The sequence below is a fragment of the Alteromonas ulvae genome (assembly GCF_048987005.1).
Taxonomy (GTDB): Bacteria; Pseudomonadota; Gammaproteobacteria; order Enterobacterales; family Alteromonadaceae; genus Alteromonas.
Map to the genome: position 1 here is coordinate 2,259,061 of NZ_CP185261.1, position 16,108 is coordinate 2,275,168.

The 16,108-nt window shown below is 41.9% G+C and carries 13 protein-coding genes; 8 read left to right on the forward strand and 5 right to left on the reverse strand.

Translation table 11 applies throughout. The features are described 5' to 3' along the window. Nucleotides 1-23: 23 nt before the first annotated feature. From ACOJR9_RS09815 to fabA, 3 genes are all read right to left on the reverse strand, one after another. The gene (locus ACOJR9_RS09815; RefSeq protein WP_420936021.1) at nucleotides 24-956 is read right to left on the reverse strand and encodes an IS3 family transposase; all 933 of its coding nucleotides are present in this window, start codon (nucleotides 954-956) and stop codon (nucleotides 24-26) included. Then, entirely contained in the window at nucleotides 866-1,366 is a 501-nt protein-coding gene (locus tag ACOJR9_RS09820; RefSeq protein ID WP_420932828.1) for a transposase, read from the reverse strand. The genes ACOJR9_RS09815 and ACOJR9_RS09820 overlap by 91 nt, the downstream gene beginning before the upstream one ends. 81 nt (nucleotides 1,367-1,447) lie before the next feature. Beyond that, the gene (gene fabA, locus ACOJR9_RS09825) at nucleotides 1,448-1,966 is read right to left on the reverse strand and encodes a 3-hydroxyacyl-[acyl-carrier-protein] dehydratase FabA (protein ID WP_032096223.1); all 519 of its coding nucleotides are present in this window, start codon (nucleotides 1,964-1,966) and stop codon (nucleotides 1,448-1,450) included. Nucleotides 1,967-2,095: 129 nt separating this feature from the next. On the opposite strand from fabA, the gene ACOJR9_RS09830 reads away from it, so the two are divergent. Further along, complete coding sequence (locus tag ACOJR9_RS09830) at nucleotides 2,096-2,383, forward strand: hypothetical protein (RefSeq protein ID WP_420932829.1); 288 nt, start codon at nucleotides 2,096-2,098, stop codon at nucleotides 2,381-2,383. Nucleotides 2,384-2,420: 37 nt separating this feature from the next. Here ACOJR9_RS09830 and ACOJR9_RS09835 read toward each other — a convergent pair whose 3' ends face one another. Continuing rightward, entirely contained in the window at nucleotides 2,421-4,076 is a 1,656-nt protein-coding gene (locus tag ACOJR9_RS09835; protein ID WP_420932830.1) for a deoxyribodipyrimidine photo-lyase/cryptochrome family protein, read from the reverse strand. A 58-nt stretch (nucleotides 4,077-4,134) separates the two neighbouring features. Then, nucleotides 4,135-5,472, reverse strand: a complete 1,338-nt coding sequence (locus tag ACOJR9_RS09840; RefSeq protein ID WP_420932831.1) for a DASH family cryptochrome — start codon at nucleotides 5,470-5,472, stop codon at nucleotides 4,135-4,137. A gap of 124 nt (nucleotides 5,473-5,596) precedes the next feature. Between ACOJR9_RS09840 and ACOJR9_RS09845 the strand changes: the two genes are divergently transcribed. The 7 genes from ACOJR9_RS09845 (at nucleotide 5,597) to ACOJR9_RS09875 (ending at nucleotide 16,107) form a co-directional block, all read left to right on the forward strand. Then, complete coding sequence (locus ACOJR9_RS09845) at nucleotides 5,597-7,024, forward strand: cryptochrome/photolyase family protein (RefSeq protein ID WP_420932832.1); 1,428 nt, start codon at nucleotides 5,597-5,599, stop codon at nucleotides 7,022-7,024. Then, nucleotides 7,025-8,563 carry a cryptochrome/photolyase family protein gene (locus ACOJR9_RS09850; protein ID WP_420932833.1) on the forward strand — a complete coding sequence of 513 codons (1,539 nt, stop codon included), beginning with the start codon at nucleotides 7,025-7,027 and terminating at the stop codon, nucleotides 8,561-8,563. Continuing rightward, nucleotides 8,550-8,696 (forward strand): DUF2256 domain-containing protein, encoded by a 147-nt coding sequence (locus ACOJR9_RS09855; protein WP_420932834.1) that lies wholly within the window; start codon nucleotides 8,550-8,552, stop codon nucleotides 8,694-8,696. The genes ACOJR9_RS09850 and ACOJR9_RS09855 overlap by 14 nt, the downstream gene beginning before the upstream one ends. A gap of 116 nt (nucleotides 8,697-8,812) precedes the next feature. Further along, entirely contained in the window at nucleotides 8,813-10,231 is a 1,419-nt protein-coding gene (locus ACOJR9_RS09860) for a DUF2254 domain-containing protein (protein WP_420932835.1), read from the forward strand. A 127-nt stretch (nucleotides 10,232-10,358) separates the two neighbouring features. Beyond that, the gene (nhaC, locus tag ACOJR9_RS09865) at nucleotides 10,359-11,774 is read left to right on the forward strand and encodes a Na+/H+ antiporter NhaC (RefSeq protein ID WP_420932836.1); all 1,416 of its coding nucleotides are present in this window, start codon (nucleotides 10,359-10,361) and stop codon (nucleotides 11,772-11,774) included. A gap of 2,654 nt (nucleotides 11,775-14,428) precedes the next feature. After that, nucleotides 14,429-15,571, forward strand: a complete 1,143-nt coding sequence (locus ACOJR9_RS09870) for a tyrosine-type recombinase/integrase (protein ID WP_420932837.1) — start codon at nucleotides 14,429-14,431, stop codon at nucleotides 15,569-15,571. Between the two features lie 185 nt (nucleotides 15,572-15,756). Further along, nucleotides 15,757-16,107, forward strand: coding sequence for a hypothetical protein (locus tag ACOJR9_RS09875; RefSeq protein ID WP_420932838.1), 351 nt, complete (start codon nucleotides 15,757-15,759; stop codon nucleotides 16,105-16,107). The last annotated feature ends 1 nt before the right edge of the window (nucleotide 16,108 follow it).

The following is a 16,108-nucleotide window of genomic DNA, read 5'->3' on the forward strand; positions in this document are numbered from 1 at the left end:
ACCCCATAAAGTTGGACTCATTTCTAAGCGGCAACCAAGGCCTGATTTCGATATTGTATCGGACTCAGGCCTTTTAGTTTCAGCTTAATGCGTTCGTTGTTGTAATAGTCGATGTATTCTTTGATATTTTCAATGAGCTCATTTGCGTCCTTGAACGTTTCATTGTGATACATCTCAGTTTTTAATATGCCGAAGAAGTTTTCTGCAACGGCATTGTCTAAGCAGTTTCCTTTTCTAGACATACTCTGGAGCAGCCCATGTTCTTTCAGGTGTTGTTGGTATCGTTTATTTTGATATTGCCAACCTTGGTCTGAGTGTATGAGTGGTCTCTCATGCTTCAGCAGCTTTGCCGTTGCGGCTTTAAGCATATCAGTGACTAACGGTAACGTAACCGATGCTCGCACCTCATAGCTGACCACTTCTTGGTTAAATAGGTCTATTATCGGTGATAGGTAAACTTTTTGGCCATTGACCTTAAATTCAGTCACATCAGTCACCCACTTCTGATTAGGCTTTCTAGCCGTAAAGTCACGCTGAAGAACATTCTCAGCGATTCTACCGACTTCACCTTTGTAAGACTTGTAGCGTTTAGGTCTGACTTTTGATTTCAAGCCAAGCTCATTCATCAAGCGTTGTACACGTTTATGGTTAACAACTAAACCCATGGCTCTTAACGCATAAGTAATTCTACGATAGCCATATCGGCCTTTATGTTTATGATAGATATCACGTATTTTTACGCGTAAGTCAGTATTGGAACAAGGCCGACCCAGTGTATTACGGTGGTAGTAATACACGCTCTTGGGAAGTCCTGTGACCTTTAATAAGTGTTGTAAGCTGTATTTTGCCTTGAGCTCTTCGACAACTATCGTTTTGTCTTTGCTTTTTTCTTTCTGGCTTGAGCCAAGGCTTCTAACTTTTTTAAGACTGCGTTCTCTGCACGTAGATAATCCAATTCTTCCCTGAGCTCTTTTTCTGTCATCTCTGTTGACGGTTTAGGAGTTGAAGAATGATTCGTCACGCGAGGCCTACCTTTTTTCTGTGGCTTAATACGGGTTATACCATCGCGAGCATAAAGCTTTTGCCATTGAAATAAAACACCAGGAGACGATAAGTCGAAATAAGCGCTAGTATAAGTCAGTGACCAATTATTCACTGACATGGTTTTGAGCACATGAAATTTAAACTCGAAGGAGTAAGGAAGTTGCTTGTGAGTAAAACTATCAGCGCCATTAATGCGATAAACCTGAGACCAATAGCGAATCAGTCGCGCGCTTACTTTGTATTGTAAGCCTAAAGCTCTAGAACTTTCTTGTTCCGCAAGTTGAGCTAGCTTTAACTTAAATGCTCTGTGATGTTTGGACATAAAAAGACCCCCAGTAATTGGATAGTCCAACTATTGGGGGTCACTTCAAAATAAGGGGCTTTTTTTATACTTGCTGAAAAATTAGAAATTTGATGTATCTTGAAATAAACCTACTTTGAGGTCTTTCGCCGCATAAATTTCTCTACCATCAACTTCAACAGTACCGTCAGCCATACCCATGAAGAGTTTGCGCTTAATTACGCGCTTCATAGTAAGTTTGTAAGTCACTTTCTTTGCTGTTGGTAATATTTGCCCGGTAAACTTAACTTCACCTACCCCTAAGGCTCTGCCTTTACCTGGACCGCCGCTCCAGCCAAGGAAAAAACCGACGAGCTGCCACATTGCATCTAAACCTAGGCAGCCGGGCATGACCGGATCGCCAGGAAAGTGACAATCAAAAAACCATAGGTCTGGCGATATATCCAACTCAGCAATAATTTCACCTTTGCCATGTTCTCCGCCATCTTCGGTTATAGAGACCACGCGGTCCATCATTAGCATATTTGGTGCAGGAAGTTGGCTGTTACCAGGTCCAAACATTTCCCCACGACTACACGCTAGTAAGTCGTCTCTAGTAAAGCTATTTTTTCTCTCAGACATTCCCAACTCATATTGTTTTTAATTTAAGTGCTAATTTAGCGAACAGTTGTGCGCTAAACAACTCCGAACAGTGATTTTTATAAAGAAAAACGCGTGGTACACTAAATTCTTCAACAGGTACGTAAAATTATGACAGAAAAACAAACAAAAACAGCTCTACAAAAAAAATTTAGCGATAGAGCGAAAGCAAATGCGGATAAACAGCGACGCTTTAGAGAACGCCAAAAAGAAGCGGGTAAAAAGCTCGTGCGCGGCTATGTGTCTCCGGAAGCTAAAGCGTGTTACGACGAAATTCGGGAAAAGACAGGCTGGACAGATAGCGAGGCCATGTCAAACGCTATGCGGCTTATGTATGCGTCGTATAAATGCGGGCAAATTAAGCTTCTCACCGAATGGCTTAGAAAGAACAATCGTTAATAGTTGATGTGCTATTCAAAATAGACGATACCTGGAACTAGACTTTGTTTTTTAGCCACTGTCTACTTGGACTATTTTGCATGGTGTGACGATGCACAATTCGTCGAGCTTCGCGCAAGACGTCTGTTCGCTCTCGATACTGCCACAATCTCTCACCTGTTTTTTTAGCCATACTGCCAATATCCACAATGGGCAAAACATAATCTTTTGTAACGTCAAAATTCAACATCATAGCTTCTAAAGGCGGCATGGCGTAGGGAGCATGCACAGTGTCACCGGGCAATTCAGCAAGCTCTGGTACCCACTTTCTAATAAACACGCCCTCTGGGTCCAGTTTCATAGATTGAGTATGTGGATTGTAGAGACGCACCGTATGAATGCCGGTTACGCTGGCCTGCATTTGAATTTGCGGGTAATGAATACCGGGCTCAAAGTCTAAAAATTGCGTGGCCAAGTAGTGAGCCGCTTTTAACCAATGTACATTTAAGTGATGGCACAAAAAGCTCGTTACCATTGCCCTCATTCTAAAATTAATATAACCCGTTTGTGCGAGGGCGCGCATGCATGCGTCAACCAACGGATAGCCTGTGGTACCGTTTTTCCAATGATGGAAACGACGCTCTGCCTCGGGGCCATCAATAAATGGAAATTTTTCATAGGCAGCATTCATCGGTCGCCATTCAATAGTATGTTCACTTTCAAATTTTTGAATGAAATGACAGTGCCAATGCAGCCGAGATGTTAGGGCCGACAGTGCTCGGGACCACAGTGCTTTGTCTTTACCGGCGGACGCTTTCTTTATTTGCTTTTCTTTTTCAACAAACTGATAGACCTGCCTGATGGAGATATTTCCCCAGGCAAGATAGGGGCTTAATCGCGAACAAGAACGACGAGCATCAAAAGGGCGAGATATATGCTTGTGATAATACTTTCCTCTCTCCTCAAAGAAATGCTTCATTACGTGCCACGCTCGTTTCTCTCCCCCTTTTTGCATTTGGCCACTGTCTTCATCAGATGAGCCTTCAGCTGTTCCCCCTGTTGCGTTACTTGATGCTAATGCGCCACCTGATACTAAGGGGTTTTGAAACGCGCCTGAAACTGAGCCAGATTTCACCTTAGAATTTGAGCCCGAAAGTGAAAAAGCAGAGTAGGTGGTGTCACTATCAGATAAACGCGCATGCTGAGTCCAATTTACCCACTTTGCCAAGTGAATATCGAAATCATAAGTTGCGGAATTAAAATGCGCCTCCCAATTTTTCTGCCAACGGATACGGTTAGGCAAGCCCCTTATCACTGCACCTGTATTACACTCTAAAAATGGAATTTTATTTTTATTACAATAGGTTGCTATTGCCTTGTCGCGGTTATACGTAACCAAAAGCCCGATTTCTTGGTAACTTCTTAAGGAGGATATGGTGAAATATTTCTGAATCTGCGATAGAGCCTCATGCACCTCCATGTGCATCTGCAATACTCGAATCCCGCTGGGCAATTGAGCGTTAATATCAGCAAGACTCTGCTCTACAAATCGCCAATGACGAACATCCATATGAGGATCAGCAAGCAAGGACGGCTCCCAACAATAGAGTAAAAGGATGTTGTCACCGTTATTGACAGCATCAAACAGCGGCTGATGGTCTCGAAGCCTGAGGTCGCGCTTGAGCCAAATTACAGAAATGGTTTGTCGAGTCATACTGCTATGTTTATTTGCTTGCTGTTCATTCTCTTAAACATCTTATTCTCTGAATCACTTAGGTTAACCATTTATTGCGAAATGCACCGTCGCGGTCGTAGGTGGCCGTTTGTTTATCTAGGTTAAACTGCCTGTGTCCACGAGGGTCGCTTCCCACGCCGGCAAGATAAAGCCAATTCCCCCAATTGCTGCCCACATCAAAATCGAGTAACTGATTTTCAAACCATGCTGCGCCGTAGCGCCAGTCTTGCTGCAACTCGTGTACAAAGCAGCTCGCGACCAATTGCCTTCCACGATTAGACATGTAGCCAGTCGCTTTGAGCTGTTTCATGCAGGCATCAATGATAGGGTAACCGGTATTGCCGTTACACCAATCCACAAATACCTTGGGGTTATGCTTCGTGCCTGGCACTTTTTGCTGAATGCCACCGAATTTAAACCACTTCTCACCATACTTTGCTTGAAGCCAATGGAAAAATTCACGCCACAGCAATTCAAAATAGATCCAATAAGTAGATTCATTTTTCTCAATCTGTTCTTCAAACAAGGTAACTTGGCGTACTACCTCCCTTGGCGATAATGCACCTACGGCAAGCCACGGTGAAAATTTTGTGCTATCACGCCAATTGTCCAAGGCATTTCTCGTCTCTTTGTAGGTGGCTGCAGCATGCCACTCAAATAGGTATTTGTTTAGATGCTCTAGGGCTGCACTTTCACCACCTTTAAAGTCGTTATTGCTTTGCTGAATAGGTTGCAACATTTGGCGCTGGTTGGCGAGTTCGTCTTCAATAATTAACGTTTCGGCAGAGAGGTGCTCAAGCACAAATGCAGTAGGAAAGGTGTCAACGGGGCTGCAAACCTCTCTAGGATTAAGCTTTTTTTCCACCTTACGGCGAAACGGACTAAACACATCAGGCATTTCTTCAATTGAAAAAGGTAGGTCAGATTCATTAAACAGTGTTAGCGACTCACCCTCAACAATAGACAGGTTTGGATAGCACCGAACGAGTTCCTCTATTTGTTTCTGTTCATGAAAACCGCAATGTTTAGTCACTCCAAGATGGGTAAATTGACCTTGCTCCAGTATAGTAGACAGACATTCTGAAATACTGCCTTTTAAGGCAATGAGTTCATGTCCTTGCTTTTCTAATGACCCTTTGAGGTCGCTGAGGGTTTCCAGTAAAAAGTGATAGCGATTATCACCAATCTGTTTTAACCCGTACTTGGTGGGTGAAAAATAGCTCTCATCAACTATATAAATAAAAGAAATTTCGTCTACTTGCTCACACAATGAGGCCAGTGCGACTTGGTCGTGAAGTCGTAAATCGTGTCTAAACCAAAAGACTCCGCGTTGTTTTGATGTTGTATTGTCACTGCTAAGGTTTTGATTTGACATAGTAATTCTCAGATTTATTTTTATATCACTTTTGTAATCACAACGGATCCTGAACCCGCCGAATTGCGTACAAGTTCAATTACGTTAGTAATCAAAGATTAGAGCAACACACTAAGGAAAAAAAGTGACCGTTCCCGTAAGTATTATGTGGTTTAGACAAGACCTCAGAGTGAATGACAACCCAGCACTTAACGCAGCCTGTGACATGGGTAAAATTCTCCCCATTTACATTTATGACGATACTACTCCCGATGGGAGGGTGCCCGGCAGCGCGAGCAAATGGTGGTTACATCACTCACTTACTTCTCTTAATGACAGGCTAAACGGCCACTTAAAAATCTTTAAGGGTGACCCGAAAGTACTTATCCCAAAGATCATGGAAGCGATCAAGACTAAGGCGATTTTTTGGAATCGCTGCTACGAACCCTGGCAAATAAATCGTGACAAAGAAATCAAAAAACAGCTTATTGATAGTGGTTTTGAAGCTTACAGCAGTAACGGCAGCTTACTTTGGGAGCCGATGAAAGTATTAAAAAAAGATGGAACACCTTACAAAGTGTACACACCTTACTATCGAAATGGTTGCTTAAAGATTGAAGAGCCACGTTATCCAAAGGCGCCTCCAGCGCGGATTACCTACGCGGATGATGAGTATAAAGATGACGGACTTGATGCGCTCAACTTGCTTCCTGAGATTAAATGGGATTCTACCATTAGCAAGATGTGGAAGCCCGGTGAAGAAGGTGCAGCGGACAATTTGTCAGAGTTCATACAACACGCGGCTAGACATTACAAAGACGGCAGAGACATTCCCTCCATGAAAGGAACGTCGAGACTTTCTCCCCATCTTCACTTCGGTGAAGTGTCTCCCAATCAGGTGTGGTATGCGATAAAAGATACATTCGGCGCCACAGAAGATAAGAGTATCGACACCTATTTGAGTGAACTCGGCTGGAGAGAGTTTAGCTATTACCTGCTGTTTCATTTTCCCACGTTGCCAAATAAAAACTTTAACGACAAGTTCGATAAGTTCCCATGGCGCAAAGATGCGAAAGCACTGAAAGCGTGGCAAACCGGCAATACAGGTATTCCGATTGTGGATGCTGGCATGCGCGAACTGTGGCAAACCGGCTATATGCACAACAGAGTACGTATGATTGTTGGCTCGTTCCTTGTTAAAAATCTGCTTTTAAGTTGGCATGAAGGCGAACGGTGGTTCTGGGATACCTTGTTAGATGCCGATTTGGCCAGTAATAGTGCAGGTTGGCAATGGGTGGCTGGCTCAGGCGCTGATGCATCGCCGTATTTTAGAATATTTAACCCGATTTTGCAGGGCGAGAAGTTTGATAAGAAAGGTAAATACGTACGTAAATACTGCCCTGAATTAAAAGATCTTCCCGATAAGTACATTCATAAGCCCTGGGAAACACCGGGCGTAATAGCCAAAGACGCCAAGCTAGAGTTAGGTAAAAGTTACCCCGAACCCATTGTAGATTTAAAAGCCTCTAGGCAGCGTGCTCTTGATGCTTTCCAAGAAATTAAAGGACAATAGATGGCGTCACTCATTCTTGTTTTAGGCGATCAGCTTACCGACAATCTGCCGGCTATTGCGAATGCAACAAAGACGCAAGACACCATTTTAATGGCAGAGGTGAGGGAAGAAGCGACCTACGTAAAGCATCATAAAAAGAAAATAGCGTTTTTGTTCAGTGCTATGCGCCACTTTGCACAAGAACTAAAAGAGAAGAACTATCACGTCGATTACGTTACCTACAATGATGAGCGTAACAAGGGCAGCTTATTGGCTCAGGTTGAAGCAACATTAAGTGCTGGCGACTTTGACGACGTGGTTGTTACCTCCCCGGGCGAGCACCGACTTTTAAGTAGCATGCAGCAGTGGGAAAACACGCTAAAAACGCCCGTCAAAATCTCAGAAGATAATCGCTTTCTCGCAACGCCTAAGGAATTTAGTGACTGGGCCGAAGGGAAAAAGCAGCTACGCATGGAATTCTTTTACCGTGAGATGCGTCGAAAGCACAACGTACTTATGGAAGGAAAAAATCCTGTTGGTGGCAAATGGAATTACGATGCACAAAATCGCGAATCGATGCCGGAAGATCATAAAGTACCAAAACACAGCACCTTTGAAGTTGACGATATAACCAGAGAGGTTATTGAACTTGTTGAAAACGAGTTTGCTAACCATTTTGGAGACCTAGACGACTTCTTTTTTGCTGTCACCCGTAAAGATGCCCTAAAGGTACTGAATACGTTTATTGAGGAACGCCTGCCTAACTTTGGTCAGTATCAAGACGCAATGGTTGAAGGCAAGCCGTGGATGTATCATTCACATATTGGGTTTTATTTAAACTGCGGCATGCTGACTCCCAAAGAAGCGATAAGCGCCGCGGAGCAAGCCTATCATAGCGGGCAAGTTCCCCTTAATTCCGCCGAAGGCTTTATTCGTCAAATTCTAGGGTGGCGCGAGTACATTCGTGGGTTTTATTGGCACTTTATGCCGCAACTTAAGACTGATAACTACTTTAATAACGACAGAAATGTGCCTGAGTTCTTTTGGGACGCGCAAACTAATATGAACTGCATGCGTCAATGCATTAAAGAAACGAAGCAAAATGCCTACGCCCACCATATACAGCGGCTTATGGTGATTGGAAACTTCAGTTTACTCACCGAACTTAGCCCTGAACAAGTGCAGGCCTGGTATCTCGCGGTGTACGCTGATGCCTATGAGTGGGTAGAACTACCTAATGTGGCTGGCATGATCTTATATAGTGACGGCGGAAATTTAGCCAGCAAGCCTTATGTAGCAAGCGGTAGCTACATCAATAAAATGTCTAACTACTGCAAAAATTGTGGCTATCAAGTGTCGAAAAAGACGGGGCCAAAAGCCTGTCCATTTAACTACTTATATTGGCATTTCATTGATAAGAATAAGGAAAAGCTTAGTAACAATCATCGCATGGCTATGATCCTTAAGACCTATGGCCGAATGAAAGAAGACAATATTAATGCGATGAAAGAAGATGCCGCCAAGTTTTTAACCAAGATAACGAAAAATGAAGAAGTCTGATCTACCTACCAAAATGTGCCCAGTATGTAACAGGCCATTCAGCTGGCGTAAAAAATGGGAAAGAGATTGGGAGCATGTTCGTTACTGTTCTAAACGATGCGCCGGCAACAAAAACAAGACATCAACAAGTTAATTGGTAACTTAGGTGAAAGGGCGAACCTACATTCGCCTTGCTATTTATACCCCCGCCGAATATAAGTAAGCATCAGATAATAATACTAACAAGTAAAAACCAACAGGAGTAAAGGTATGGACGCGCCATTGTCGGTAGATAAAGTACGGTTTTTGCTATTCAGTTTTAAAGAAAAATTATGGATTAAACCTTTAGGTTTCTGCCTGCTTTCGCTACTCGCGGTTTTCGCTGCAAAGATAGTAGACGGTACTTCTCTTGCTGAACACCTACCAAAAATTGAACCTGATTCGGTTAAAACACTGCTTTCTATTATGGCATCGAGCATGATGGTGATTGCCACGTTTTCCGCCGGTGCCATGGTAAATGCGTATGCCTCTGCAAGCCAGTCATCAACTCCTCGCTCACTCGGGCTCATCATTTCAGATGATGTATCGCAAAACGCGCTATCAACATTTGTTGGCGCGTTTATATACAGCGCAGTTGCTCTGACTGCAATGAGCCAAGGGTTTTACGAACAGGCGGGTGTATTCCTGCTTTTCTGTATTACCTGTTTGGCATTTGCCGTGGTAATTTTAACCTTTATTCGTTGGGTCGACAGTGTAGCGCGTTTAGGTCGAGTTGAATCAACCACACTGAAAGTTGAAGAAGCGACGCAGCGCGCCATTGAGCAGCGAATTAAAACTCCCTGTTTGGGCGCCATACCAGCAGGCGACATTAAAGAGCAGGGGAGTTTTGCGGTACAAACCTCAGAGGTTGGGTACATCCAGCTAATAGACCTTGCCAAGATTCAAGAGTGGGCAAACAACAACGACCTGTTTGTTAACATTGCCATGCTGCCTGGGGAATTTGTTACGCCGGAAAAGAACATCGCTTACGTTGATAAAGATATTGACTGTGAAGGGTTAATCTCAGCGTTTAGTATAAGTTCGTCGCGCTCCTTTGAGGCTGATCCACGCTTTGGTTTTATTGTGCTAGCAGAAATAGCGTCACGTGCGTTGTCTCCATCGGTAAACGACCACGGAACTGCAATCGGCATTGTTAGCAGTATCACCCGTTTAATGCTGTTGTGGTCGAAACCAAATAAGAACAATGACAAAACCAATAAGGACGAGCGCGCCTCCAAACATAATAAAGCAGCAAAGACCTCAGACAAGAATACGTGTGAACAACCGAATCATAACAAGCTGGATTATGACGAAGCGCATTATGACAAACCAAACTACGACCGCATTTCCGTTCCTAAAATTTCAATACACGATATCTTTGATGACGCATATACAAGTATCGCAAGAGATGGCGCTGGCAACATTGAAGTTGCCATAAGAATTCAAAAGTCATTACAAACACTCGCGGCCTGTTTCGACAAACTCAAAAAAGACACTGGTAGCGAATTAGCGTCTGATTTTTCAAAAGTAGCGAATGACTTTGCCACACAAAGCTTTAAACGCAGTAAGCAGCAACTGTGCTTTGAGCAAGATATAGCGCGGTTAGAAAAAATTTACCGCTGTAATTCTCAAAGCGCCAAGGATAAATAGTCCATTAACAAGTCGCACCAACGACGAATAGCTCCAATAATGAATAGCTCCGATAACAAATAGTACCCACAAAGAAAAAATGCACTTTATTCCATTAATTAGTCGCTAATAGGCAATTTAACTACTTATGTCCAAATCCACTATATCGCCATTACCCATGCCATCATTTCTGCAGTCTTTCATCTGCTTTAGCGTCATCGTTGTCACCCTAGCTGGCGGTATTTTTGGACTGGGTATTAGTCTGCACGCGCTGATGTTTTTGTGCCTAATATGGGTGGGTGTAAACGCTTATTTACTTGGGTACAATTACCTACAAATTCGCGAGCTTATGACAAATTCACTGGCTCGCGCCATGCCCGCCATCTATATTTTCATATTGATTGGCATGGTAATTTCTAGCTTTATGCACAGCGGTACTATCGCGACGCTGATGTATTACGGGTTGAGCTGGCTAAGCCCTAGCTTATTCCTAGCCGTTGGTATGATACTGTGCGCCATTATGTCTGTAGCAACCGGCACGTCGTGGGGCACCGTAGGTACACTGGGCGTTGTGTTAATAGGCATAGGAAGCACCATGAATATTCCACTTCCATTGGTGGCGGGCATGATTGTTTGTGGTGCTACCTTTGGCGATAAAATGTCACCTATTTCAGATACCACAAACCTTGCAGCAATGAGTGCTGGAACCACACTGTTTCGCCATATCTATTCCATGCTTTTTACCACGTTGCCTACATTTATTATCACCCTCATTATTTTTGTAGTTATAGGGTTAAGCTATGGAGATCAAAACCTTAACCTAAGTGAAGTAGCGTTAATTCAAGGTGCACTGGCAAACAACTATAGCCTGACACCCATTGTGACCTTGCTTCCACTTATATTATTGGCCGCCTTAAGCATTAAAAAAGTACCTGCAGAAGTCACCATGTCATTCAGTATTTTATTCGCCGTGTCTATTGCCATCTTTTATCAAGGCGAGAGTTTTATCAGCGTGTTAAACGCGCTATGGGAAAATAAACCGGAATCCACAGGCATTGAAAACTTAGACGCGTTACTCGGTCGCGGCGGTATAACGAGCATGAGCTGGACACTATTGCTTGCCTTAATGGCTATCGCCTTAGGCGGCGTTTTACACGGAGCCGGTTTTTTAAGTTCGCTTCTTGCTGGCAGTATTGCCAGAGTAAAACGAACGGCAAGTCTCGTTGCTACCACTATCGTGTCTGGCTTTGTGGGTAATGTGGCGATGGGAGAAGCCTACATCTCAATTATTCTCAGTTGCCAACTTTTTAAGCCAAAATATGAACAACAGCAATTAGACAGCGCCGTACTTTCACGCTCAGTGGAAGAGGGTTCCACGATGACAACTGGCCTTATACCGTGGACAACGGCAGGTGCATTTTATGCCGCAACCCTTGATGTGGACGTTTTGTCTTATGCACCTTACGCCTTTTTCAATTACTTAAACGGTATTGTGGCGGTGACAATGGCGGCATTCGGAGTCGGGCTGCTTAAAAAGTCTTACTCTAAACCTGTAGAGGGTTAGGCTTTAGCGGCCAAGTATTAACGCTTAAGAATTAACGCCTAAAACTTAGCGCTTAAAAATTAGTGCTCTGGCTTTAACGGCTAGATGTTTGAGAAAATGTGATGAACCTAAAAACTCAATATTGTGTCTGCGCAATCGAAAAATAGCTTGTAGAAAAACACTCGCCCTCAAAAAGTGATAACCGGTAACCAATAATCAAGTAACGAAGAAAGTAGGGCGGACAGCACTGTTTTATTATTTTTGTCATAGTTGATTCTCGTTGCTGATATGAAGTTTAAGAGCCTTGCATGCACGTATTTCAAAACCAGCGTCGACACCTAACTATTTAAGAAAGTCAGCGTGATGTATTATTAACTCACTGCAACCCCTGCGTGACGCATTAACTTACTGGAAACCCCTTTTCCAAGCCCAAGCGCCGCTACTATTTCATAGGATAGTAAAAAACCGCCACAGTCTTTCCAATTATCTTAATATGTATGCACAGAATCGTTAGTCATTATCAAATTGGCTTTATCTATTTTTATCTATTTTGATTAACGCAAAATAACCGTTACTCTCACAAAGACAATCACATACAGCCTCGGTAACTTTTTAAAATCTCTCAGGCGATTTGATTTTTGAGACCGGTGTCAAAACCACTAGCTGATACTGAAGTCCTTCAAAAACCATTTACTAAGAACCTAGAAGTAAGACACTCAAATGTTCAGCATTTATTTCAATCATCAAAAAACTTGGGCATTTCAGAATAGTGTTCTGAACTCATCATATGAATTCGGGCTTGAAACTGGCGGCTACGAAATAACTTAGACTGATAATATTGTTAATTACATAAATCATTGGCTTGGAACTAAATAATAAACTTTAGAAAAGGCAAAAAAAGTCACTCATGCCGTGGGTAAAAAACCAGTATTAAAACTTTGGTTAAGCACTGAAAAGCTAAAAAAAATAAAACTAAAAAGTGTGGTCATATTTTAAAGTGAGAGAAATAAGATGAGACAAATGAATTACAATTTTTGATAGGAGTAATGTCTTTGTAAAGCCCTTTAGGATGACCCCAAGATTATAAGGTGACGCTACGTGAATTAAATAAAAGAATGCGAGGTGTAGTACTTCAGATTTCACGTAGAAGACGATTTAAATTAATACACATAACTACAGATAAAGCTGCCAGTAACGCAGTCACTATTAAACACATACCAATTCAAGCTTTACAAAACAAGACCCAGTAGAAGGCCTGCAAAAAGCCAGTTACAAGCACCGTAAACAAACTCGTGAAGAGCCATCTAAAATCCCATACAGATATAACTAACTGCAAAGCTCTGTAGATTCAGTAAAAGTAGGTAAGTCTTCACGCACAGCAAACCAACCAAGCAGCAACACATACAGCCCTGACACTTCACAATACATAATTGCGCATAATGTATATTATGTTAAATAGACTATTGAAATAAACAAAAAGACATCACCAATTTTGAAGGTGCATCACCTACTAATCGCTTATTTATGCAGAAAGATTTTAGAGCTCAATTAATTAAAAATGACACTCTGATACTGGCCCTTAGGATCGTATTCAGCGAAAATCAAAGTATCGACTAATGATAGACGTGTTTGCTTCTGATTTAATTCAATGACGCTTCAAGTGAAGACTCTTTGTTATAGACCTGAGTTAATAGCGGTCTATATGTTAAAGATTGATATGGCGGTCTAATATCTAGTACGAGTACTCTACGGTTAAATAAAAAATAAATAAGAATTTTAATTCTTTTCAATTAAATACTTTTCAAATTCAAAGGAATTCGCGGTTAATCTACTTCAACTTTTTTCAAAGTAAAAATGAAAGAGTGTTAAGTACCGATGGACTGCTTACAGGTGCTTTACGCTTTCTACTCTTTTTAACCGTAGCACCCCGGGTCATTTTTAAACTAGGTTTTGAATTGAGATTTGAATTTGTTCTATAGTTTGAGCAGTATCGCTATACACCTCGATTGGCGATAAAGAGTTTTGCCTAATGCAATGAAGAATTCGCTTTTCATAATTTTTGTTAACACAAAGGTAACGGTATTTTGAACAGGCCATTTTTGTTAATTCTGCATGGCCACAGCCTAGAAAACGCTTCAGATTTTACGTAGGAGCGCCTATTTTTTGAGCCACATAATGTTGGTCATGCTCTAATTTGCACTAAATTGTCGCCAACCACTGTATGGATGTACAACTATGTGTTATTTTGCATAGAGTTTGGAGGGGGTGTTGAGGTATCTGAATCTGGTTTATATTACCTATTCCGTTTTGTTTTATGTTCACGCATGATAATTACAGTTATCATGCGTGAATACATAAAAAGCCTCTTACTTTCAAATGGTTAGATATTTAAGCGACTCTTCAGAGCCTCGTGCAAACTGTTGATTTAATGATTAATTTTCCGCTTTGTGACGCTTAATATTAAGAACGCTGATTGGTTTATAGTTAATCTAGTCTTTTCTTCCCAAAAAGGTGTCTTTTAAGTTGCAGCCATAAGCTGTTTCAAAAAACGACAACATACACGTCACTTGATTCGTTAACTTGATTCATTAAATACTTTTGAACTCATTGAGTAAAAGCCCTTTTCGATTAAGGCTACCCACATTTGATAAAAAATCCGTTGAGGCTTTGGCTTTATGACAATTAAGACTACTAAGCATCTTTCCCATCAAGCATTCCCAGTACCGCTGGCAAATACAGCAGAAGATTCAGATGATGCATACGGTGTTACTTCAGAAACTTCAGAAGATCATGCTTATTCGTCTGCTGACCAAAGCTTTCAGAAATATTTCACAGATATATTTTCTAAACTGCCTTACAACACACAGCGTGCCTATATTAGTGACTACAACGAATTTTCAATTTTCTGCAAGCAGAATAATTTCCAAGGTTTGAACAATAGCTTTACTAACAATGAAGAATGCATAAAAGAATACGTTGCGCTGCTATGCCAAACTCCCCTCGCCTATAGAACCATCAAGCGACGGCTTTCAGCATTGAGTAAGTTTTTAGGCATGGCAAAGCTACCCAACCCAATTATACGTTCTGTTTACCTTAGAGATTTTATTCGATTGTCGCTTATAGAAAATAAAAAGTTTCGCATGTCACATAAGCAAGCGGTACCTCTCACCATCGAAATGGTTGAGCAGATCAATAACAACATCATTCCCGATTCCTTGCTCGAACTTCGAGACCTAGCCATAATTAATCTTATGTTCGATGCCCTTCTTCGTGCAGACGAATTAGTCAGGGTGTGCATTGAACACATTTCTCATCGAAATAACACGGTACTCGTTATATCTTCCAAGAGCGACCAAAGTGGTGAAGGCCATTATCGATATGTGTCATCGAGCACACTTTCTATGATTAACGAATACATTAACGAGGCAAATAATAACCCTTCTACATCACACCCTCGCGATCAGAATGATCCTCGTTCAATTAGTAAAGGTATATTGTTTAGGCGGGTTAACAATCACAAAACGTCTCTTCATCCTTATCAAGAAAGTCGTAACGCAAACCAAGACGCTGTGTTGAATTATTCAAGTATTTACAGGTTGTGGCAGCGCATTGCAGTCCGAGCAGGTATTCAAGAAAATATCACGCCACACAGTGGACGAGTTGGTGGAGCAGTTTCGTTAGCGGAAGACGGCGCATCGTTGCCCGAATTGCAATTAGCGGGCGGCTGGCAGTCACCGGAAATGCCAGGCCACTATACCAAACAAGCCAGTGTTAAACGTGGCGGCATGGCAAAACTGTCTTCAAAGCATAAGCGCTAGTGTTATCAGCATTAATAAATGAATTTTTAAAGTATCGATAAAACAATGTTTTATACGCACAAATCTATTACGCGTAACCGCATTGGTTCATTGGAACATACCTGTCTGGGTAAATTAGAACTGACTTTGCCTTTATTGCGTATCCATTAAGTAATACTGAATAGATTCAAAAACAAGGAGATACTATGAGTAATAGAATTGATTCTAAACATGGAAAATTATTGGCAGAAATTGTGGTTCCTTCGTCAAGCTGGAAGTTGCAACCTGAAAAACAAACGCCGTTTAAAAGTAATGCTGAAGCGCTCCGCTATTTGGATTCTCATAACGAACCGCTTTACATGCATGTGCCTGTAAACGAAAGTGATGACACCATTCGCCTTTGTGTTTCATCCCGTGATGCCGATGTTGTGTTTACTATTAACAGTACTAAGTTTGGTGGGGAAACTGCCCTTCACTATTCTCACCTTAAGAACCTTGAAAGTACTATTCGCACTCTTGTGACAGACAGCTGCGATTTATCAATCAAAGCGTTATAAA

Excerpts from the sequence above, each read along its gene's own strand:
- ACOJR9_RS09870 (WP_420932837.1), top strand. The coding sequence starts at position 14,429 with ATGACAATTAAGACTACTAAGCATCTTTCCCATCAAGCATTCCCAGTA.
- nhaC (WP_420932836.1), top strand. The coding sequence starts at position 10,359 with ATGTCCAAATCCACTATATCGCCATTACCCATGCCATCATTTCTGCAG.
- ACOJR9_RS09820 (WP_420932828.1), bottom strand. The coding sequence starts at position 1,366 with ATGTCCAAACATCACAGAGCATTTAAGTTAAAGCTAGCTCAACTTGCG.
- ACOJR9_RS09860 (WP_420932835.1), top strand. The coding sequence starts at position 8,813 with ATGGACGCGCCATTGTCGGTAGATAAAGTACGGTTTTTGCTATTCAGT.
- ACOJR9_RS09835 (WP_420932830.1), bottom strand. The coding sequence starts at position 4,076 with ATGACTCGACAAACCATTTCTGTAATTTGGCTCAAGCGCGACCTCAGG.
- ACOJR9_RS09850 (WP_420932833.1), top strand. The coding sequence starts at position 7,025 with ATGGCGTCACTCATTCTTGTTTTAGGCGATCAGCTTACCGACAATCTG.
- ACOJR9_RS09855 (WP_420932834.1), top strand. The coding sequence starts at position 8,550 with ATGAAGAAGTCTGATCTACCTACCAAAATGTGCCCAGTATGTAACAGG.
- ACOJR9_RS09830 (WP_420932829.1), top strand. The coding sequence starts at position 2,096 with ATGACAGAAAAACAAACAAAAACAGCTCTACAAAAAAAATTTAGCGAT.
- ACOJR9_RS09875 (WP_420932838.1), top strand. The coding sequence starts at position 15,757 with ATGAGTAATAGAATTGATTCTAAACATGGAAAATTATTGGCAGAAATT.
- ACOJR9_RS09840 (WP_420932831.1), bottom strand. The coding sequence starts at position 5,472 with ATGTCAAATCAAAACCTTAGCAGTGACAATACAACATCAAAACAACGC.
- fabA (WP_032096223.1), bottom strand. The coding sequence starts at position 1,966 with ATGTCTGAGAGAAAAAATAGCTTTACTAGAGACGACTTACTAGCGTGT.